Source organism: Candidatus Rhodoluna planktonica (assembly GCF_001854225.1).
Lineage (GTDB): Bacteria > Actinomycetota > Actinomycetes > Actinomycetales > Microbacteriaceae > Rhodoluna > Rhodoluna planktonica.
The window spans coordinates 1,397,420-1,417,696 of sequence record NZ_CP015208.1; the positions used below are offsets into that span (position 1 = coordinate 1,397,420).

Consider the following 20,277-nt stretch of genomic DNA (forward strand, 5'->3'; position numbering starts at 1 on the left):
CGCTTCGAGGTTGGCAAAACCAGATAGGTTTAACCAAAAGTGTCTGAAATACCAGACAGGAGAATTATGTCGTTAGTGCCGGCTGCTTCGCGTGCCCTAGCGATACTTCGCGTCTTGGCTAAACACGGACAGCCGATTACCGCAGCAGCAATTGCTAAAGAACTTGATCTGCCCAGATCGAGCACCTACCAACTTTTGGAGGCACTGGTAGCCGAAGACTTTGTAGTCCATTTTGAAAATGAATCGCGCTGGGGTCTGGGTGTTGTCGCATTCGAGTTGGGCAACGCTTATTTGCGTCACGATCCAATTGAAAGATTTGCCCGGCCCCTGTTAAAAGAGTTAGTTGGCGCCACCGAAGCCCAGGTTCCGGCCGTTGGCCAGTTGGGCATCCTGGTTGGTGATGAAGTGCTTTACCTTTTGAAAGAGTTGCCGCTGCACCCGGTAACCGTAGTTTCAGATATCGGGGTGCGTCTGCCCGCACACCTAACCGCCTCTGGTCGAGCCATGCTCTCGCGGCTTGATCAAAAACAACTAAGAGCCACCTACAGTGAAACGCGTTCAACCGACGCCCTGACCAATCGAACTGGCTTAGGACCAAATCGCTTAGCTGAATTGAAAAAACAACTCGAAATCGATAGGCGACTGGGCTATGCCATCGAAGATGGTCAAATTTCCACCGGCTACTGCTCGGTTTCGGTGGCCGCCGTAAACCACCTGAATTTGCCCACGGCGGCACTGACTTTGACCTTCAGAAGCGAAGATGCCAGCGAGAGCGATAGGTTAGAAATCGCGCGACTGCTGATGGCGGCGGCAAGCAAACTTTCAAAGCGGATGGGTGCCAAATGAGTGAAGACGCAAAGTGGCCTAGAGCGAGCGCTTGGCTAAAGCCGGTCGCCGAACAATTTGCGGATGCGCAAAGCACCCAAGAATTGGGCAAATCATCAGGGTTTGACCTAGCGGTTTTCGGAGTCAAAGCTCACCTAACTTCAATTTCGGCAACCAATGCTCACGAAACACCGGCGGCAATTCGCGCAGCACTGCAGCGCTATTCACTTTGGTCATGGCAGCACGACACCGACCTGAGCACACTGGTTGCCGCTGATTTTGGCGATGTCGAAAACCCCGATTCACCCGAGGGTGAGGCCGAAACCGCCCAGTTAACTGCTCGCGCACTAGAGGCATCCAAGTTGGCAATTGCTCTAGGTGGCGACAACTCAATCACCTATGCCGTAGCCAAAGGTGCAGCCGATTTTCTGGGTGACATTTCAAAGCTCGGTGTAATTACCTTGGATGCACACCACGATCTTCGCGATGGGGTAAGCAACGGATCGCCAATTCGTCGCCTAGTTGAGTTGGGTGTCGACCCAACCAAGATTGTGCAAATCGGGATTGCCGACTTTTCAAACTCCCCCGAATATGCGGATCTCGCAAAAGAGCTGGGCATAACCGTGATTAGCCGTTCTGAGTTGCGCTCGCGCAGCCCCAAAGAAATTTGGCAGCAGGCAATCAAAATTGCCGGGCGCGACGGTGCAAAAATCCACGTTGATTTCGACGTTGATGTTTGCGATCGAGCCGTTGTGCCAGCTTGCCCAGCAGCGGCACCGGGCGGAATTTCTGCTGATGAATTACGCCAATTTGCTTACCTTGCCGGTAACAGCCAAAACGTGGTCTCGGTAGACATTACCGAAATCGATGCAACCGTGGATGCTGCCGATCAGCGCACCGTGCGACTCGCTGCTCTTCTCATTTTGGAAGCAGCCGCTGGCCTAGCTAACCGGGCTTAGACTCGCAACTATGACTGACGAAAAAATTGCCGCAATGCCGGTTGCCCAAGTTGATTCCTGGCATCGAACCATCCTGATGTTTTTTGCGATTTTGGGCATGGTTACCACCTCGCTCACCGTGCGTTTGCCGTTAGTCAAAGAATTGCTAGAAGTAAGCACCTCGCACCTGGGCATCATTATTTTCGTCGGCGCCATCGGGGCAGTAATCGCGCTGAATATTTCGGGTCGGGTAATTGAACGCATTGGCACCCGCCCAGCTATCTTGGCCGGCCTAATTGCAATGGCCTTTGGTGTGACAGTTCAGGCTTCATTTGCGATAGCTGGCAACTGGGTTGGTTACATGATCGCCGGCGCTCTCACTGCTGCCTCTTACGGTTTCGCCGATGTGGCAATCAACGTCGATGGCACCGCGATTGAGCGCCGCAAGCAAAAGAGCCTGATGCCGCGAATGCACGCCGCATATTCACTCGGCGCTCTGTCAGGTGCCGGCATTGGCACGGTTGCCGCTGCCGCTGAATTTTCACTGCTAGCCCAAATTGCAATTTTGGCAGCGTTTCACCTGGGTGTGGTTGCACTTCGTTTCAAAACAATTCCGGCCGGAATTGGTCAAGAGGTGGCTCACGAAGAATCGGTCAAGGTCGAGCGCCACCACTGGCTCACTCCGGCAGTTTGGTTCTTGAGCATTTCGATTTTGGCCATCACCATCGGTGAGGGTTCGGCGATTGACTGGCTAGCTCTAGGTGTAGTCGAGGGCTATAACGAATCAGCGGCTAATGCCGGTATTGCGTTTACTATTTTCAATCTTTCGATGACCCTAACCCGGTTCTTCGGTGGCAATCTAGCCGATCGCTTCGGCAAAGCTCGCACCATTCAGGCCCTAGTTGCCACCGGGGTTTTGGGTATTTTGATGATTATCTTTGGTGCGCCTAATGTTTGGTTTGCCTGGATTGGTGCTGCGTTGTGGGCAGCCGGAGTAGCTTTAGGTTTTCCACTTTTGCTATCGGCTGCTGGCGAGGCCGAACACCCGGCGAAGCGCGTGAGTTTTGTCGCCGCCTGGGGTTACGGTGCGTTCTTAGCTGGCCCAGCACTGCTCGGTTTCTTAGGTGAAGCCTGGGGCATCTTGAACATGTACTTTGTCGTTGCCGGCCTGTTGGCCACCGCGTTTATTTTCAGCTCAGCTGCCGGTAATAAACGAGCTACCAAAAACTAATCGTTAGTGCTTGCTGCGATAGTAGGCAACCAGCGCGTTAGCGTGGCCGTGGCCCAGGCCATGTGTATTTTTCAACTCTGCCACCATCTCCATATGCGCCTTGCCATCAAGGGTTGCTAGCAGATCGAGCCAGTGTTGAATCGGCTGGCCATACTTTTTTTCAATCGAAGGAAAGTAGCTTTGCGGACCTTTAACTTTTTCTTCCATCAGAACAGATTAGGGCTTGTTTGGTTAAAGAAAAATGCCTCCCGAAGGAGGCATTTCATTTGTGGAGACTAGGGGGGTCGAACCCCTGACCCCCTGCTTGCAAAGCAGGTGCTCTACCAACTGAGCTAAGTCCCCATTAGTCTTGCGACTTTTGGTTCGGAACCTCATCTTCTCAGATGATGCTTCCTGGTGGGCCTAGGAGGACTTGAACCTCCGACCTCTTCATTATCAGTGAAGCGCTCTAACCACCTGAGCTATAGGCCCGTAGAACCTTTGCTACATTACATCAATTTTCAGAAAGGTTCAAACTGAACCTTAGTTGTTCGTGAAACCTACGCTAATGCCGCCGGTTAGTCGACCGATCACATTGAAAATAGCTGCCGAAATTGCGGTTAGTGCGGTGCCAAGAACTACGTTGAAAATCGACAAGGTGAATGCGAAGGAAAGCACTCGAGGCAAACTTAGTTCGGCGGCAACATCAACACCATCAGAGCCACCGCCACCAATAACGCTGTTCAGCAAATTAGTTAGCGAACCGAACAGGCCAGTTGAGTTGATTACCAACCACAGGAAAATAAAGCCAACGATTGTGGCAATTCCCATGGCTAGAGTGACCAAAAAACCGGCTTTGATAGCAGACCAGATGTCAATGTGAACCAGCTTGAGCTTTACCTGCTTTACCGGAGGAAGATTTTTCTTGGCCATTCTGGCTAGTTTCTCTTTCACTCAGCTGCTCCTTCTTGTGCACTAGCTTCTGCTTCGGCCTCATCAACGCCGGCCTCAACCAAAGCCTCGTTTGACTCTAGGTTTCGCTCGGTGTTTTTAGCAAGACCGATGATGCTGTCTTCTTCGTCGAATCGAGCGAAGACAACACCCATGGTGTCGCGGCCCTTGGCTGGCACTTCAGAAACCGCGCTTCGAACAACTTTACCGCTGGAAAGCACAACCAAAACTTCGTCGTCTTCCGCGACGATGATGGCGCCAACCAAATCGCCGCGCTTCTCTTCGAGTTTGGCTACCTTGATGCCAAGCCCGCCACGGTTTTGGTCGCGATATTGAGAAACCTGGGTGCGTTTGGCATAGCCACCCTCGGTAACCACAAAGACAAAAGCATCGTCTACATCGTTGATAACCGAAGCGCTCAGCAGGTAATCGCCAGGTCTGAAGTTCATACCGATGTTTCCGCTGGTGTCGCGGCCCATAGGGCGAAGGCTGGCATCCGAGTTGCTGAAGCGAATTGACATTCCCTTGTGCGAAACCAGCAGCAGATCGTCGGTTTCCGAAGCCAACATGGCCGAAACCAGTTCGTCTCCCTCGCGCAACTTGATGGCGATGATGCCACCTGTGCGTGCTGTGTCGTAAGCCTGCAGTGCGGTCTTTTTGACCAAGCCCGACTTGGTAGCTAGCACCAGATAAGGTGCCTGCTCATAGTCTTTGATGTCGAGAACCTGAGCGACCTGCTCGTCTGGTTGCAGCGCCAAAAGGTTTGCTACGTGCTGGCCCTTGGTGTCGCGACCGGCCTCAAGCACCTCGTATGCCTTGGTGCGATATACGCGGCCCTTATTAGTGAAGAACAACAACCAGTGGTGAGTGGTAGTTACAAAGAAGTGTTCAACCACATCGTCGGCACGAAGTGAAGCACCCTTGACACCCTTGCCACCGCGGTGCTGCGAACGATAGTTGTCGCTGCGAGTGCGCTTGATGTAGCCGCCGCGGGTTAGTGAGATAACCATTTCCTCTTCAGGAATAAGGTCTTCAACCGAAACATCGCCATCGAAACCAGCAATGATCTGACTGCGTCGGTCATCTCCGTGTTTGGCAACCACCTCGTCTAGTTCTTCGCTGATGATTGAGCGCTGGCGGCTTGGGTCGGCAATGATCGCCTTGTAATCGAGAATCTGAGCCTCTAGTTCGGCTGCTTCATCAATGATTTTTTGACGCTCGAGTGCGGCAAGCTGACGCAACTGCATGTTCAAAATTGCACGAGCCTGCAACTCATCGATGTCGAGCAGTTTGATTAGCCCGTCACGCGCATCTTCAACGCTTTGGCTCTTACGGATTAGGGCAATTACCGCGTCGAGTGCATCGAGTGCTTTGAGGTAACCGCGCAAAATGTGTGCGCGCTCTTCGGCCTTGCGCAATCTGAACTGGGTTCGGCGAACAATAACTTCGATCTGGTGAGCAACCCAGTTGGTGATAAAACCGTCGAGGCTTAGGGTTCGTGGCACACCGTCGACCAAGGCCAACATGTTTGCGCTGAAGTTTTCTTGCAGCGGGGTGAGTTTGTAAAGGTTGTTTAAAACAACGCGGGCAACCGCATCTTTCTTAAGAACGATGACCAAACGCTGACCGGTTCGACCGGAGGTTTCATCTCGAATATCGGCGATGCCGGTTAGTCGACCCTCTTTTACCAGGCCGGCGATTTTTTCGGCCAGGTTGTCAGGGTTTACCTGGTAGGGCAACTCGGTGACAACTAGGCAGGTGCGGCCGTGAATTTCTTCGACGTTGATGATTGCCCGCATAGTAACCGAACCGCGACCAGTGCGGTAAGCATCTTCGATGCCTTTGCGGCCAAGGATGTGTGCTCCGGTTGGAAAGTCTGGGCCCTTGATTCGCTCAATTAGGGCTTCCAGCAACTCTTCGTTGGTAGCTTCTGGGTTTTGCAAATACCACTGGGCACCGGCAGCAACTTCCCGCAGGTTGTGTGGCGGGATGTTGGTAGCCATACCAACAGCAATACCGATTGAGCCGTTGATAAGTAGGTTAGGGATGCGGCTTGGCAGCACGGTTGGTTCTTGAGTGCGGCCATCGTAGTTGTCTTGGAAATCGACAGTGTCTTCGTCGATATCGCGCACCATTTCAAGTGCCAACTGAGCCATACGGCACTCGGTGTAACGTGGCGCAGCGGCTGGGTCGTTACCCGGTGAGCCAAAGTTGCCCTGTCCAGAAATTAGCGGATATCGCATGTTCCAGTCTTGGGTTAGACGAACCATGGTGTCGTAAATAGCACTGTCACCGTGCGGGTGGAACTGGCCCATGACATCGCCAACAACGCGCGAGCACTTGCTGAATTGTTTGTCGGGGCGGTAGCCACCATCGAACATTGCATAAATTACGCGGCGGTGTACCGGCTTTAGGCCATCGCGAACGTCGGGCAGGGCGCGACCGACAATAACGCTCATGGCGTAGTCAAGGTAGCTGCGCTGCATTTCGACCTGAAGGTCGACCTGCTCTACGTTGTCGCGCATTGGTTCAACATTGGTTGTTTCGTCAGCCATGATGTCTCTTCTCTAAAATCTTTGGATGTGCGGCCTAGATATCTAGGAAGCGCACATCTTTCGCGTTCTGCTGAATAAAGGTGCGACGGGCGTCAACGTCTTCGCCCATGAGAGTTGAGAAGACTTCATCAGCGATAGCTGCATCTTCTAGGGTTACCTGCAACAGGGTGCGCTTGTCTGGATCCATGGTGGTGTCCCAGAGTTCGTCGTAGTCCATTTCACCAAGACCCTTGTAACGCTGGATTGCGTTTTCTTTCGGAATCTTTTTGCCAGCTGCCTGGCCCTCGGCCAAAGCCTTGTCGCGTTCGGCGTCGGAGTAAACGTATTGGTGATCTGAGTTTGACCACTTGATTTTGAATAGCGGCGGCTGGGCCAAGTAAACATAGCCGTGCTCGATTAGCGGGCGCATGTAGCGGAACAGCAGGGTAAGAATTAGGGTGCGGATGTGCAGACCGTCGACGTCGGCATCGGCCATAAGGATGCACTTGTGGTAGCGGGCCTTAGCCACATCGAAATCTTCACCAATACCGGTGCCGAAAGCGGTGATGATTGCCTGAACTTCGGCGTTGCCCAGGGCTCGGTCTAGGCGAGCCTTCTCAACGTTTAGAACTTTTCCGCGCAGCGGCAAAATGGCTTGGGTTTCTGGGTTTCGACCGCGAACAGCCGAACCACCAGCCGAGTCACCCTCGACCAGGTAAATTTCTGAAACTTCAGGGTTGCGGCTCGAGCAGTCGCGAAGCTTGCCCGGCATACCGCCAGACTCTAGCAACCCCTTGCGGCGAGTAGCTTCGCGTGCTTTTCGAGCAGCGTGACGAGCAGTTGCTGCCTGAATGGCTTTGCGAATAATTTCTTTTGCCACGTTTGGGTTGCGGCCCATCCAGTCGCCAAATTCTTCGTTGACCACTCGCTGCACAAAAGCTTTGGCCTCGGTGTTGCCAAGTTTGGTCTTGGTCTGGCCTTCAAACTGCGGTTCAGACAGCTTGACTGAAATTACTGCGGTTAGACCTTCGCGGCAGTCGTCACCGGTGAGGTTTTCGTCTTTTTCTTTGAGCAGATTTTTCTCGCGGGCATATTTGTTGAGCAGTGAGGTTAGTGCTGCCCTAAAACCCTCTTCGTGGGTACCACCCTCATGGGTGTTGATGGTGTTGGCGTAAGTGTGCACGCTCTCGTTGTAGGCGTTGGTCCACTGCATGGCAATTTCGACCGACATGTTTTTTTCTTTGGTCTCAGATTCGAACGAGATGATCTCTTCGTTGACGATTTCTGATTTCTTCGAAAAGTTGAGGTACTCAACGTAGTCGCGCAGACCGTTTTCGTAAAAATAGCTGTCGCTGCGGCCGTTTCGCTCATCTGATAGCTCGATGCGCAAGCCCTTGTTCAAGAAACACATCTGCTGAAAACGCTGGCGAAGAGTTTCGTAGTCGTATTCAACGGTTTCAAAAATGTCGGGGTTGGCTAAAAACTCGATCGTGGTGCCGGTGTAGTCGGCTTCGCCACCCTTGGCCAGCGGTGCATCTGGCACACCCATTTTGTAACTCTGGTTCCAGAGGTGACCCTCGCGGGCAACCTGCACCCGAAGCTCGGTCGATAGCGCGTTAACCACGGATGCGCCCACGCCGTGCAAACCACCCGATACGGCATAACCGCCGCCACCGAATTTACCTCCGGCGTGCAAAATTGTGAGCACAACCTCAACTGTTGAAATGCCCTCGGTTGGGTGCACAGAAACCGGGATACCGCGACCGTTATCAATTACGCGGATCCAGCCTTCTTTGGTGATGGTTACCTTGATGGTGTCGCAATAACCGGCGAGCGCCTCATCGACAGAGTTGTCGACGATTTCGTAAACAAGGTGGTGTAACCCACGCGGACCAGTTGAACCGATGTACATACCGGGTCGTTTTCGAACAGCTTCGAGACCCTCTAAGACCTGGATATTTCCGGCATCGTAATTATTTTCAGGTACAGACATATTCGGTTGTGGCTCCTTTTGCGTGGGTTAGGCCCAGTGAAAAGCAATCTCAGTGATTGACTGATATTCGGGGTAGCTAACTATTAGAAATTTTAGCCTTTAGGGCTGACAAAATTTGGCTAATCGGCTGTGTTTTGGCAAATGTTTTTGCCGGTTTTACCCAGTATTTTCGCGGTTTCTTCGGTTATCCGTAAGTATCGCGCGGTCCGCGACCGGGCACCGAATAAAAACCTTTTTTCCAGGATGGAGCATCCGGTCCGGTGAATTTGATTGAGGTCACCTCTAATTGCGGGTAAGTCTGATTTATTCGCCCCAAAATGTCATTTTGCATCAGTCTCAGTTGGGTTGCCCAGGCCGTAGATTTGCAACGCACCGTGAGCAGCCCGTTGACTAAAGTTTCAGGTTTTGAATTGGCCGCGTTGGTTTCGCCAACAATCTTGGCCCAACTGCTAAAGAGTTCGGTCTCGGCAAGTTGCCCTTCCCAGTGAAATGCCTTCATCAAATCGTCTATGGAATCGGCTGCTCGAACCGGATCGCGACCTTTGCTAAAAGGTTTACTTGCCTTTTGGGCAGCTTTTTCTGCCATTCTTTTGGCATCGCGGCTGATTCGACCGGTGACTGCAGCTTTCATCTTTTGATAAAACTCGACTGCGATGTCGGGCTGCTCTTCGTTAGATTGCATTTGTGATCACCCCAGCTTTGACATTAAAGACAGTGGCTAACAGTGACTTCGGAACATCCTCTGCTACTGCTGCGGTGATAATTACCTGCTCGTTGTCACTAATCAGAGCAGCCAATCGCTCGCGGCGACCAGAATCCAATTCGGCAAAGACATCATCCAGAATTAGCACCGGATCGCCTAGCCGCGATTCTTTTCGAAGCAGTTCAATTGACGCCAACCGTAACGCCAAGGCATAAGACCAAGATTCGCCATGGCTGGCGTAACCCTTCGCCGGTAGTGTGCCAAGCATCAACACCAGGTCATCTCGGTGCGGCCCAACCAGCGAAATCCCTCGCTCAAGCTCTTTTTGGCGAGTTAGGGCAAGTTTTTGCCGGTAAAGCTGAACAATTTCGGCCTTATCACTGGTTTCGATCCACTCCAAGCCGTCTTCATCATCATCTAGCCCACCTGGCAAACCCGCCGGACTTAGGCCAACCGCAAAATTTTTGTTATTTCCGGGGATTGCCGAGCCCATTAGTGAACTTTTCACCAAAATGCGGGGTTCATTATTGGCAATCGCGATTTTCTGGTAGGCCGAGGTTAGAAAGGGGCGTAATTGGTCGATCAGTTTGATGCGAGCCGAAACAATATCAGAGCCGTACTCGATCAGCGACTCATCCCAGGCATCAAGCGTGCTGAGAGCACCGCCCACGGTTTTTGTGGCGCGTGCAGTTTTTAGCAGTGTGTTTCGCTGTTTTAGCACGCGGTCAAAATCACTGTAAATGCCGACAAATCTTGGCCAAACCTGAATTACAAGTTCATCAATAAAAGCTCGTCGTGAGCTTGGGTCGCGCTTCACAATGTCAAGGTCTTCTGGAGCAAAGGTGACCGAGTTTAGATAGCCCAAAACATCGCGCAGCTTGGTAACCGGGCTTTTATTTACTCGGGCCTTGTTGGCAGTGTCGCGATTCAGTTCTAGTTCAAGTTGGATTTCGCGATCTTCAAAAGCTACCGAAGCCCTAACTACGGCTTGATTTTGGGATTGTCGAATTAGTGGCAAGTACCCAGCTACGCGATGGCTAGACAGGCTAGATAAATAACGAACGGCTTCGACCAAATTTGTCTTACCCTGCCCATTAGGCCCAACCAATAGGTTTATGCCGCTAGAAAGGGAAATTTCCGCAGTTTCGTAATTACGAAAATTGCCTAGCGATAGGTGTTTTAGATACACCGAGGCTCAACTCTTTAACGAACTAGCAGGTTTGGCTGAAGCAAATAGCGATAACTGTCTTGCGCGGCTTTTTCTTTTGAGCTGTGTGCCGAAATTAGTACCGGGCCGGGCTTGTTTGGGTTGTCATTGCTGGTGAAAGCGATCTTTACAAACTCTGAGTGCACGCCGGCCAGACCATCTAGAAGAAATTGTGGTTTTAGCGAAACAACAATCTCTTTGCCGTTGAGCTCAGTCGAAATAGTTTCAGATGCCTGAGCTGTTTCGTTGCCGGTGGCCTCAAGGGTTACTTCACCTTCGCCAAAGCTGTAGCGCAGTGGGCTTTCGCGTTCTAGCACCAGCGAAACACGACGGGTTGATTCAACCAAATCTGAGGTTTGAACAATGGCAAAGTTTTCAACTTCGGCTGGGAACAGGCTTTTGACCGGTGGGAAATTGCCCTTGAGCAGCAACGATGTGACCGAGCGATTATTTGCTTTGAATGCAATCATTTCGCGATCATCAGTTTTGGCGATAGAAATTGCAATTTCACCCTGGTTTCCGAAGGTTTTAGCAACTTCCTGAAGCGTTCTTGCCGGAACTAATGCCACTGCCCCAGCAGCGCCGGCATTTGCTGACCAAGCCGCATCACGAATGGCAACGCGGTAGCGATCGGTGGCTACGAATGACAATGTTTTGTCATTTGCTTCAAGTTGAACACCGGTTAGTACCGGAGTTACATCATCTTTCGACGATGCAACTGCAACCTGATGTACGGCATCCGCAAATGCTTCACCAGCGATGGTTCCGGAAATCGCAGGAATCTCAGGAAGCGTCGGATATTCATCAACCGGCATAGTGAGCAGTGAGAATTTTGATGCTCCACAGGAAACGGTGACCTTGGCACCATCGGTTTCAAATTCAACTGGAGCGTTTGGCAACTTTGATGTGATGTCTGATAGCAATCGACCAGACACCAAAACTCGGCCGGAGTCTTCTACTTTGGCAACAATTTCTGCCTGAGCTGATACTTCGTAATCAAAAACTGAAAGTCTTAGGGCGTTGGCGTCGGCCTCGATCAAAATACCGCCCAGGATAGGCAAAGTTGTGCGCTGCGGTAGCAAGCGAACAGCAAACGAAACAGCTTCGTTTAGAACATCGCGATTAACTTGAAATTTCAAGATTGTCCCCAAATCTAGCCAATGTTGGCAAAAGGATTGTTGGCTCAATCTTGGCACAGATTAGTACCGCAGAGGGTTTTTGTAATTACAAAATTAGCTTGATAGGTGTATTGGTGAAAACCAAGAAATGTTATTTAGCTATCAAATATTTAAATTTAAATAATCTTCTTATTAACCTCTGTGGAAACTGTGGATAAGTTACGCCAGCCCAATAAATTATTGGGAATTACAAACTTGTAAGTTGTTTACACAGCTGTGAATAAATCTGTGGATAACTTGGCGGGTTGTGGAATGAGATTTTTTCTTCAACAGTCCAAGCATCAGTAATACACCGAAAGATCAGGCAATTTGAAAGTTATCCACAGGGTTATCCACCTGTTAAGAATTAAGGTTTAACTTGAAGGTTTTTGTGATTTTTGTTCTTCTTAGCGACTCTGAGACTTAATGCGTCCGATGATTTCAGTGACCTGGTTGTAAACGTAACGACGCTCGTTCATAAATTCTTGAATCTTTTTAGTGGCGTACATCACTGTGGTGTGATCTTTACCGCCGAAGAGCTGCCCGATTTTAGGAAGCGAAAGGTTGGTTTGCTCGCGACATAGGTACATTGCGATTTGTCGTGCTAAAGCAATCGCCTGGGCCCGTGAGCTGCCATAAATGTCATCCTCACTGATTTTGTAATAGTCAGCTACAGCTTTGATGATGTCGATTGGTGCAATAACGCTTTCGTGACCCAGCGGCACAATGTCTTTCAGCAGACTCTGAACTAGATCCATGTCGATGCGCTGACGATTTAGATTGGCGAACGCGGTAACACGTATAAGGGTGCCCTCAAGTTCGCGGATATTCGAAGAAACACGGGCCGCCATGTATTCGAGGATTTCGTCGGGAACTTTAAGATTTTCGATTTGTGCTTTTTTGCGCAAAATTGCAATTCGCGTCTCAAGCTCTGGAGCCTGAATGTCGGTTAGCAAACCCCATTCAAAACGTGAAACCATACGATCTTCAAAGCCGGTCAATTCTTTTGGCGGCACATCGCTGGTAATTACAACCTGTTTGTTGTGGTCGTGGAGGGTGTTAAAGGTGTGAAAAAAAGCTTCCTGAGTTTGATCTTTACCTTGCAAAAACTGAATGTCATCAATTAGCAAGATATCGATGTCACGATATTCGGCCTGAAAACTAGCGCTTCGGTTATTTTGAATCGCATTGATGAAGTCGTTAGTGAATTCTTCGCTCGAAACATAGCGAACTTTAATTCGCGGGAACAGGCTCAAGGCGTAATGACCAATTGCATGCAGCAGGTGGGTTTTTCCCAGGCCCGAGTTTCCATAAATAAAAAGTGGGTTATAAGACTTAGCCGGAGACTCGGCTACTGCGAAAGAAGCAGCGTGGGCAAATCGGTTTGAACCGCCGATAACGAAACTGTCGAAAGTGTATTTGGGATTCAGTCTTGAATCATTTGCGCGGTCACTTGAGGACGATAAATAAATCGGAGTGATTGGAGCAGTTTCTGGAAAAGGTTCGGGCGCCACCTCGGCCGCTGGAATCGTGTTGATTTCAGGGTTGACCACTACGGCAAAGTTAACCGCCCCGCCATTTTCTGGGGTTGATGAAATTGCGTCGACAATCGCGGGTCTTGCCTTTTGGTTGATCATCTCGCGAGTTAGATCATTCGGCACCTCTAGATACAGGGTGTCACCCAAAACGCCTTTTGGTTCGGCCAAGGCAAGAAAGCCTAAGAGTTGCGGGCTGAGTCGGTCATCAGAGTTGAGTTGGCCAACAACAGAGTGCCACAGCGCGGTGACCGATTCTGATGAAGACACGCTTGCTCCAAACTCAATGGACTTAATTACGATACGTAAGTTTTCCACAGCTTTTCCACAGAGATATACACTTGTGGACTAACTTGTGGAAAACCGAATAGTCGTTGTTTGGACCCCCCCAAACCATTAATCGAAATTCAACTCCGCTGGCGAAAAAAAATCAAATCGTGCCGGCGTGTCTTTACGGCCAAATATTGGCTGTCTTTGAGATACTTCTGCGCGCTTTTGAAAAAGATCGCCCAGGAACTTGACCCGTGGCCGCTTAGGGCTTAGGTTTAAGAGGTTGCCCTGCATCGGGAGTGGCGGCAATAGCCGAATTTTCGGATTTGCACTTCCAAATCAAGCTTTATTTCCTAACGGAGAAAAATTATGTCAAAGCGTACTTTCCAGCCGAACAACCGTCGTCGTGCCAAGACCCACGGTTTCCGTTTGCGTATGAAGACCCGTGCGGGTCGCGCCATCCTGGCTGCACGTCGTCGCAAGGGCCGTCAAGAACTTTCGGCTTAGTCGAAGCGACAGTCGGCAGGCTTATGTTGGCCAAGCAAAACCGACTGAATCGCGCCGAAGACTTTCGTGCAGTAATGAAGTCTGGCCGTAAAGTCGCAACCGAACACTTAGTCATCTACCTAAAGCGGGATGAGGCAGAGCCTCATGCCCGCTTTGGTTTTGTTGTCGCAAAAACCGTTGGCGGAGCAGTGAATAGAAACTTGGTCAAGCGCAGGCTTCGAGAACTTGCCCGTGAAAGCTTGAAAATAAGTTTTTTGCCAACCGATAACTCATCCAGTTTTCAGGTGGTAGTTAGGGCACAACCCGGTGCAGCTGAGATTGGCTGGAATAGACTTCGAGAAGAATTTTTTACCGGGATTAAAATTTCGGTAGCAAAGACAGTCAGCTAGATGAAGGCACTTTTATTCGTCTTACTGGCACCAAGAAATGTAGTAATTGCTTTAGTAAAGCTGTATCGGCGAGTTATTTCGCCGCTCTACGGTGATGTCTGCAGGTATTACCCATCCTGTTCGGCATACGGACTGGGGCAATTTCAACAGCGAGGCGTTTTGGTGGGCAGCTTTCTCACCGCGTTTCGAATTTTGCGCTGTAACCCGTGGTCGCAAGGTGGCGTCGACGAGGTAAAGCCCGGTTTCAACTGGTTTCGGGTCACCGATACCGGATATGTAGTACCAAACCTTAGAAAGGTTGACTGATGGATCTGCTTTGGCCAATTAAGTGGGTTATTGAACTAATCCTGGTTGGGTTCCACACCCTATTTACCACGCTGGGAATGGATCCGGCTAACGGCTGGACTTGGGCGCTCTCGATTGCTGGACTTACAGTCGTTGTTCGCTCTGCCCTGATTCCAGTGTTTGTGAAACAGATCAAGAGTCAGCGCAACATGATGGCCGCCCAGCCAGAGCTGATGAAGCTGCAGAAAAAGTACAAGGGTAAAAACGACCGCGAATCACGCGAAAAGTTTGCTAAAGAGCAGATGGAGCTCTACAAGCGAACCGGCTCGAACCCGTTCAGTTCATGTTTGCCGCTGTTGCTGCAAATGCCTATCTTCACCAGCTTGTTCTTTGTTCTTAATGATGCCCAGCACGGTAAATCTGGAGTTGGTCTGCTAAACATCGACCTAGCTACCCAGTTCTCGATTTCTGAGATTTTTTCCGCGCCACTTAAAGACACCTTCTTGAGCAGCGATTCTATTTCGGTGAAGGTGGTGGCAGCCGTAATGATCATCGCGATGACCGCCTCGCAGTTCATCACTCAGAAGCAGATCATTTCGAAGAACCAAAACCCAGATGTCATGAACAGCCAGTACATGCAGACTCAGAAGATCATGCTGTGGCTTTTCCCAATCATCTTCTTGATTTCCGGTATCTCTTTCCCTATCGGCGTAATGCTTTACTGGCTAACCTCAAACTTCTGGACCATGGGCCAGCAGTACATCGTTATTCGCAACATGCCTACCCCAGGCTCAATTGCCTACCGCCAGCAGCAGGAACGTCTGGCCAAGAAGGGCAAGTTGCCAAAGGCCGAAGAAGTTGAAGTAGCGCCTGAAGAAGCACCAAAGCCTCGTCAGCGCCAGCAGCCAGCATCTAAAGCACGCGCCAAGAAGTCACCAAAGTAAGGATTTTCAGCATGACCGAAGCAAACCAAGAACCAGAAGTTCAGTCGGTAAAGGCCCTTGAAGAAGAGGGTGACATCGCGGCTGACTACCTAGAAGAACTGCTTGACATTTTCGATCTAGACGGCGACATCGACATCGACGTTCGTCAGGGTCGCGCCTATGTGGCCATCAGTTCTGAAGAGGGCGAAGGAGACCTGCGTCTACTTTCTAACCCAGAAACCGTCGAAGCGCTTCAAGAACTGACTCGTTTGGCAGTCCAGGCTAAAACCCAGAGCTTTAGCCGCTTGATTTTGGATGTTAGCGGTTCACGTCAGGCCCGCGTCGACCAGCTAACCAAGTTGGTAAACCGCTTGGTGGCAAAGGTTCAAGAGTCTGGCGAGCCTTTGGCAATGAAGCCTATGTCTTCTTACGAGCGCAAAATCGCGCATGATCTTATTTCTGAGGCCGGTTTGGTTTCAGAATCTGAAGGCGAAGGCAAAGAGCGCCACATCGTTATCAAGCCGGCCTAGTTCGGTCTCAGGCGAATTTCGATAGTTTCACGTGAAACATTCCGAGTCTGAAGTTATGAATTCTGCAAAATCTGACGACGTTAAGAAACCGGATCTGGCTTTGGCGCCCGAAAACTTTCAGCCAGAGACTGAGCCGGCAATTGCTGTTGAAATTTTCGGTGCTGGAATTGAAAAAGCCCGAGCCTATGCGGCTGCGCTGGTGCGCGACGGAGATGAATTGGGGCTACTGGGTCCACGAGAAATGCCAAAACTTTGGACTAGGCACATTCTGAACTCGGCAGTTGTTGCTGAACTGGTCTCCCCCGGAAAAAAGGTAGCCGATGTTGGCTCGGGTGCCGGTCTGCCCGGAATCCCGATGGCGATTGCTCAACCTCAGGCGCAATTTGTGCTGATTGAGCCGATGGAGCGCCGTTCGACCTGGTTGCAGCAACAGGTAAGTGAGCTTGGGTTAGACAACGTGCGTGTGCTGCGTGCCCGCGCTGAAGAGGTCGGCGAGGTTTTCGACATGGTTACCGCACGCGCGGTATCAGCACTGCCAAAGCTTTTGAAAATGACCGTGCCACTTACCCGGGATGGCGGACAAATTATTGCGCTCAAGGGCTCTAAAGCCGCTGACGAGATTGAAGATTCGAAAAAGCTTCAAAAAAAGCTGAAAATTGCTGGATTTGAAATTGTGCGTGCCGGCGAAGGTCGTTTAGCCGAGCCAACTACCGTAGTTCGAACTACGCTAGTCTGAGCAAGAACTTTCGGGGAGATCGATGAACGAAAAGGCTATTCAGGCTGAGCTTACTGCCGAGACCAAAGCCTCGGTTGTTTCAGGTTTGGGCTACCCAGCAGGTCGTAATGAAGTGAGCCCAACCCGCACCGGTTGGACCGCATCGCAATCTTCTGCCGAAATCACTGTTTCACGTGAAACATTGCAGTCAGCCGGTGAATTCACCGCAGTGGAGCAGAAGAATGGCTGATCTGAACCAAAACTTCGGTTCAGACACACCGCTCCTTCGCGAACTAGCTGACACGACGCGCAGATTTCAGGCAGTTTCTGCCGCTAAAGCACCGGCCCCAGCACAGACTCGCATCATTTCGGTTTCTAACCAAAAAGGCGGCGTGGGCAAGACAACATCCACGGTAAATTTAGCCGCTGCTTTAGCCAGCAAAGGCCTGCGAGTTTTAGTCATCGACCTGGACCCACAGGGCAACGCATCTACCGCGCTAGGAATCGATCACCGTGAGGGTGTAGTCGGCATCTATGAGGTCCTAATCGAGGGGGCCAGTCTTGAATCTGTTGCCCAGCCAAGCCCAGAAAGCCCAAACCTATTTGTTGTACCGGCAACCATTGATCTAGCCGGTGCTGAAATTGAGATTGTCACCTCGATTGAACGCCAAAACTGGCATGCCCTGCTAAAGAATGCACTGGATGCCTTCATCCGGGATGGCAACCAGCCAGATTATGTGTTGATTGACTGCCCACCCAGCCTGGGTTTGCTCACGGTGAATGCCTTTGTCGCGGCCAACGAGGTGCTCTTGCCAATTCAGTGCGAGTACTACGCGCTAGAGGGGCTTTCGCAACTGCTGAAGAATATCGAGCGAATTCAGGCTGCCTTGAATCCGGCACTGCGCTTGAGCACCATTTTGCTAACCATGTTTGATGCCAGAACCAGACTTGCCGGTCAGGTGGTAGACGATGTTCGCGCCCACTTCCCCCAGCAAACCCTGAATACTGTCATTCCTAGAAATGTGCGAGTCTCCGAGGCTCCTAGTTTTGGTAAAACAGTAATTACGCACGACCCAACATCTATCGGGGCAATCTCTTATTTAGAGGCAGCAATCGAGATAGCCCAGCGAGGAGCAGCAAATGGCTGAAAAGAAAGTCGGTCTAGGCCGAGGAATTGGTGCACTAATCCCAACCTCGCCGATAGATAGCGAGCGTCCGATTGATGTGTTTTTTGGTGGTGCCACCCAGGACAGAAACAGCACCTCGCTGGGACAGCCCCTCGCTGAAGCTCCCTCGGCTGCTGCTGGCACTAACACGGACAATCTGGTTGCGGTTCCTGGCGCCAGATTTGCGCACCTTGATGTAAACGCAATTGTGCCTAATGCCCAGCAACCGAGAGCGGTATTTGAACCAGAGGCTTTTGCCGAACTGGTGCACTCGGTTAGAGAATTTGGTGTTTTGCAGCCAATCGTGGTTCGTTCACTTGGTAAACAAAATGGCCAAGACCAGTACGAACTGATTATGGGTGAGCGCCGACTTCGTGCCTCAAAAGAAGCCGGGCTGGCCAAGATTCCAGCGGTAATTAGAGACACCGCTGACGAAAACATGCTTCGTGACGCCCTGCTAGAAAACATTCACCGCGCCAACCTGAATCCGCTTGAAGAAGCCAGTGCTTATCAGCAGCTGCTCAGCGATTTCGGCATCACTCAAGAGCAACTAGCCGAGAAAATTGGTCGCTCACGCCCGCAAATTACAAATACCCTGCGACTTTTGAAGCTGCCGATTCCGGTTCAGCAGAAAGTTGCCGCAGGAGTACTATCTGCCGGTCACGCACGAGCGATTTTGGCGCTGCCAGATGCTGATCGAATGACATATTTTGCCGAAAAGGTAATCAAAGAAGGATTATCGGTTCGATCGCTCGAAGAATTGGTCGCAATTGATAAGCCCAAGCCAGGCAAAGCGAAGATTTTGCCGGGTGGCCGCCAGGATGCGCTAAAAGAAATCGCCGACCGCCTAGGTGATCGACTCAACACCAAAGTAAGCGTGGTTTTGGGCAAGAAAAAAGGCCAGCTAATAATTGATTTCGCTACCGTTGCCGATCTAAACCGAATTTTGAAAGAGCTCGGCGATCAATAAAAAAAGGAGCTGGCCGAAGCCAGCTCCCTGATTTTTGGTGAAATTAGCAGTTGCAGCTGCTGCCTTCAGACTTTGCTTTGCACTGGCAGTTGCCACCGCAGTTGCATCCTGAGTTTTCGGTCATTTCGCACCTCCTTGGTTACTTCGATTTTGGGTTATTTCGAAGATCTTTAGCATTTCATCAACCGCCTTCTGATTATCGGACAGACTTTCTGAATGCATCATGTGACTTACGTGAGTGAGCAGGTGATTTTCAACAATTAGCTTGTTCAGCGACCCCAAACTTTTCTGAATGGCTAGCGATTGGGTGATTATGTCCATGCAGTAATCCTCGTTTTCAATCATTTTTTGCAGGCCTTTCATTTGGCCTTCGAGGATTTTTGAACGATGCAGTGCTCGTTTTTTTATTTCTGCCTTCACAAGCCTAATTAAATACCCCAGGGGGGTATTAAGTCAAGCCGATTTTCTAGGCACAGTTGAAAACTGAGTCATAGATTATTTGCGACCGCGCAGTGCAGCTTCGGCTAGCGAGTGATAAACCTCGCCCAGCGAATAGCCTGAGGCAATAATCGCCTGAGGCAGGAGCGAAGTTTCGGTAAGCCCGGGAAGCACGTTGGCCTCTAGGAACCAGGCGGTGTCTTGTGAATCGACAATAACGTCGATTCTGGAAATTTGACTCAAACCAAGGGTTTCATGGGCCAAAATGGCCTGGCGAGCAGCCTTTTCTAGCACCACACCCGGCAATCTGGCTGGCACGTAATAGTTGGTTTCGCCGGCAGTGTAGCGTGAGTCATAGCCGTAATGACCGTTTAGCGGCTCGATTTCAACAGCCGGAAGTGCAATTGGGCCGGCCCCTAAATCGATGACCGAGATGGCCAACTCGGTGCCCTCGATGTATTTTTCGATGATGGCAACTTCGCAGTAAACATAGGCATCAACCATGGCCCGGCCCAGTTCAGTCTGGTTGTGCACGATGGTGACACCCTGAGCCGAACCGCTGCGCGCGGGTTTAACAACCACCGGCAACGACATCGAGTGAGTAATTGATGCCAAAACGCCTTCAGCGTCGAGTTCGCGAAAGGTTTCTTTCGGCAAGGTCACGTAGGGCGGAGTCTGAATGCCAACTTTGCTTACCAACGCCTTAGCAATTGATTTATCCCAAGCCAAACGTGCGGACGCCGCATCGGAGCCAACAAAAGGCACACCGGAGAGGGCTAAAACATCGCGCAGTGCACCGTCTTCGCCGCTGGCACCGTGCAAACAGGGCCAAATAACATCGGGATTGTCGGCTTTGATGTTTTTCAGTAGCTGGTGATCTGGTTCGCGGATGATGACCTCGGCACCAAAATCGGCGAGGGCATCTGCTACTCGGCGCCCAGATTTAAGCGAAATGTCGCGCTCGTGTGAAATACCGCCGGCCAAAACTTGAATTTTTAGCTTGGCTGCGCCCTTACCCTTTGGAATCACAG

At 50.8% G+C, this 20,277-nt stretch carries 22 protein-coding genes and 2 tRNA genes; 12 read left to right on the forward strand and 12 right to left on the reverse strand.

Annotated features, from left to right (window positions below; all coding sequences use genetic code 11):
• Positions 1-66 precede the first annotated feature (66 nt).
• Genes A4Z71_RS06790 through A4Z71_RS06800 form a run of 3 tightly spaced genes read left to right on the forward strand, consistent with a single transcriptional unit; the run spans position 67 to position 2,994 of the window.
• Positions 67-846 (forward strand): IclR family transcriptional regulator, encoded by a 780-nt coding sequence (locus tag A4Z71_RS06790; RefSeq protein ID WP_070955134.1) that lies wholly within the window; start codon positions 67-69, stop codon positions 844-846.
• A complete protein-coding gene (locus tag A4Z71_RS06795) occupies positions 843-1,784 on the forward strand; it encodes an arginase family protein (RefSeq protein WP_084028463.1) in 942 nt (313 codons plus the stop codon). The genes A4Z71_RS06790 and A4Z71_RS06795 overlap by 4 nt, the downstream gene beginning before the upstream one ends.
• A 10-nt stretch (positions 1,785-1,794) precedes the next feature.
• On the forward strand, positions 1,795-2,994 hold the full coding sequence (locus A4Z71_RS06800) for an MFS transporter (RefSeq protein WP_070955135.1): 1,200 nt from the start codon (positions 1,795-1,797) through the stop codon (positions 2,992-2,994).
• 3 nt (positions 2,995-2,997) lie between these two features.
• Here the strand turns inward: A4Z71_RS06800 and A4Z71_RS06805 are convergent, their stop codons facing one another.
• From A4Z71_RS06805 to dnaA, 10 genes are all read right to left on the reverse strand, one after another.
• Complete coding sequence (locus A4Z71_RS06805) at positions 2,998-3,201, reverse strand: DUF4287 domain-containing protein (RefSeq protein ID WP_070955136.1); 204 nt, start codon at positions 3,199-3,201, stop codon at positions 2,998-3,000.
• 62 nt (positions 3,202-3,263) lie between these two features.
• Positions 3,264-3,336, reverse strand: a tRNA-Ala gene (locus A4Z71_RS06810).
• Between the two features lie 52 nt (positions 3,337-3,388).
• Positions 3,389-3,465, reverse strand: a tRNA-Ile gene (locus tag A4Z71_RS06815).
• A 51-nt stretch (positions 3,466-3,516) separates the two neighbouring features.
• Positions 3,517-3,927: a DUF3566 domain-containing protein gene (locus tag A4Z71_RS06820; RefSeq protein ID WP_084028464.1), complete on the reverse strand. Its 411-nt coding sequence runs from the start codon at positions 3,925-3,927 to the stop codon at positions 3,517-3,519.
• Positions 3,924-6,479, reverse strand: coding sequence for a DNA gyrase subunit A (gene gyrA, locus A4Z71_RS06825; protein ID WP_070955137.1), 2,556 nt, complete (start codon positions 6,477-6,479; stop codon positions 3,924-3,926). Before gyrA ends, A4Z71_RS06820 begins: the two co-directional genes overlap by 4 nt.
• A 34-nt stretch (positions 6,480-6,513) precedes the next feature.
• Positions 6,514-8,451 (reverse strand): DNA topoisomerase (ATP-hydrolyzing) subunit B, encoded by a 1,938-nt coding sequence (gyrB, locus tag A4Z71_RS06830; RefSeq protein WP_070955138.1) that lies wholly within the window; start codon positions 8,449-8,451, stop codon positions 6,514-6,516.
• A gap of 184 nt (positions 8,452-8,635) precedes the next feature.
• Positions 8,636-9,133, reverse strand: a complete 498-nt coding sequence (locus A4Z71_RS06835; protein WP_070955139.1) for a DciA family protein — start codon at positions 9,131-9,133, stop codon at positions 8,636-8,638.
• A complete protein-coding gene (gene recF / locus A4Z71_RS06840; protein WP_070955140.1) occupies positions 9,123-10,343 on the reverse strand; it encodes a DNA replication/repair protein RecF in 1,221 nt (406 codons plus the stop codon). Before recF ends, A4Z71_RS06835 begins: the two co-directional genes overlap by 11 nt.
• A gap of 14 nt (positions 10,344-10,357) precedes the next feature.
• Positions 10,358-11,500, reverse strand: a complete 1,143-nt coding sequence (gene dnaN, locus A4Z71_RS06845; protein WP_070955141.1) for a DNA polymerase III subunit beta — start codon at positions 11,498-11,500, stop codon at positions 10,358-10,360.
• A gap of 425 nt (positions 11,501-11,925) precedes the next feature.
• The gene (gene dnaA, locus A4Z71_RS06850; RefSeq protein ID WP_418219389.1) at positions 11,926-13,341 is read right to left on the reverse strand and encodes a chromosomal replication initiator protein DnaA; all 1,416 of its coding nucleotides are present in this window, start codon (positions 13,339-13,341) and stop codon (positions 11,926-11,928) included.
• 351 nt (positions 13,342-13,692) lie between these two features.
• Here dnaA and rpmH point away from each other — a divergent pair, with 351 nt between their 5' ends.
• From rpmH to A4Z71_RS06895, 9 genes are read left to right on the forward strand one after another with little or no spacing between them, the layout of a single operon-like run.
• Positions 13,693-13,830, forward strand: coding sequence for a 50S ribosomal protein L34 (gene rpmH / locus A4Z71_RS06855; RefSeq protein WP_070955143.1), 138 nt, complete (start codon positions 13,693-13,695; stop codon positions 13,828-13,830).
• Between the two features lie 23 nt (positions 13,831-13,853).
• Positions 13,854-14,219, forward strand: coding sequence for a ribonuclease P protein component (rnpA, locus tag A4Z71_RS06860; protein WP_070955144.1), 366 nt, complete (start codon positions 13,854-13,856; stop codon positions 14,217-14,219).
• Complete coding sequence (gene yidD, locus A4Z71_RS06865; protein ID WP_070955145.1) at positions 14,220-14,525, forward strand: membrane protein insertion efficiency factor YidD; 306 nt, start codon at positions 14,220-14,222, stop codon at positions 14,523-14,525.
• Positions 14,525-15,448, forward strand: a complete 924-nt coding sequence (gene yidC / locus A4Z71_RS06870) for a membrane protein insertase YidC (RefSeq protein WP_070955146.1) — start codon at positions 14,525-14,527, stop codon at positions 15,446-15,448. The genes yidD and yidC overlap by 1 nt, the downstream gene beginning before the upstream one ends.
• Positions 15,449-15,459: 11 nt before the next feature.
• Positions 15,460-15,957 carry a Jag family protein gene (locus tag A4Z71_RS06875; RefSeq protein WP_070955147.1) on the forward strand — a complete coding sequence of 166 codons (498 nt, stop codon included), beginning with the start codon at positions 15,460-15,462 and terminating at the stop codon, positions 15,955-15,957.
• 55 nt (positions 15,958-16,012) lie between these two features.
• Positions 16,013-16,693: a 16S rRNA (guanine(527)-N(7))-methyltransferase RsmG gene (gene rsmG, locus A4Z71_RS06880; RefSeq protein ID WP_084028465.1), complete on the forward strand. Its 681-nt coding sequence runs from the start codon at positions 16,013-16,015 to the stop codon at positions 16,691-16,693.
• A 22-nt stretch (positions 16,694-16,715) separates the two neighbouring features.
• On the forward strand, positions 16,716-16,922 hold the full coding sequence (locus A4Z71_RS06885) for a hypothetical protein (RefSeq protein ID WP_070955148.1): 207 nt from the start codon (positions 16,716-16,718) through the stop codon (positions 16,920-16,922).
• On the forward strand, positions 16,915-17,820 hold the full coding sequence (locus A4Z71_RS06890) for a ParA family protein (protein ID WP_070955149.1): 906 nt from the start codon (positions 16,915-16,917) through the stop codon (positions 17,818-17,820). Before A4Z71_RS06885 ends, A4Z71_RS06890 begins: the two co-directional genes overlap by 8 nt.
• Positions 17,813-18,808, forward strand: a complete 996-nt coding sequence (locus A4Z71_RS06895) for a ParB/RepB/Spo0J family partition protein (protein WP_070955150.1) — start codon at positions 17,813-17,815, stop codon at positions 18,806-18,808. Before A4Z71_RS06890 ends, A4Z71_RS06895 begins: the two co-directional genes overlap by 8 nt.
• Before the next feature lie 120 nt (positions 18,809-18,928).
• On the opposite strand, the gene A4Z71_RS06900 is transcribed toward A4Z71_RS06895, so the two are convergent.
• Both A4Z71_RS06900 and A4Z71_RS06905 read right to left on the reverse strand, forming a co-directional pair.
• The gene (locus A4Z71_RS06900) at positions 18,929-19,228 is read right to left on the reverse strand and encodes a metal-sensitive transcriptional regulator (RefSeq protein WP_070955151.1); all 300 of its coding nucleotides are present in this window, start codon (positions 19,226-19,228) and stop codon (positions 18,929-18,931) included.
• 75 nt (positions 19,229-19,303) lie between these two features.
• Entirely contained in the window at positions 19,304-20,275 is a 972-nt protein-coding gene (locus A4Z71_RS06905; RefSeq protein ID WP_236858530.1) for a D-alanine--D-alanine ligase family protein, read from the reverse strand.
• Positions 20,276-20,277 lie beyond the last annotated feature (2 nt).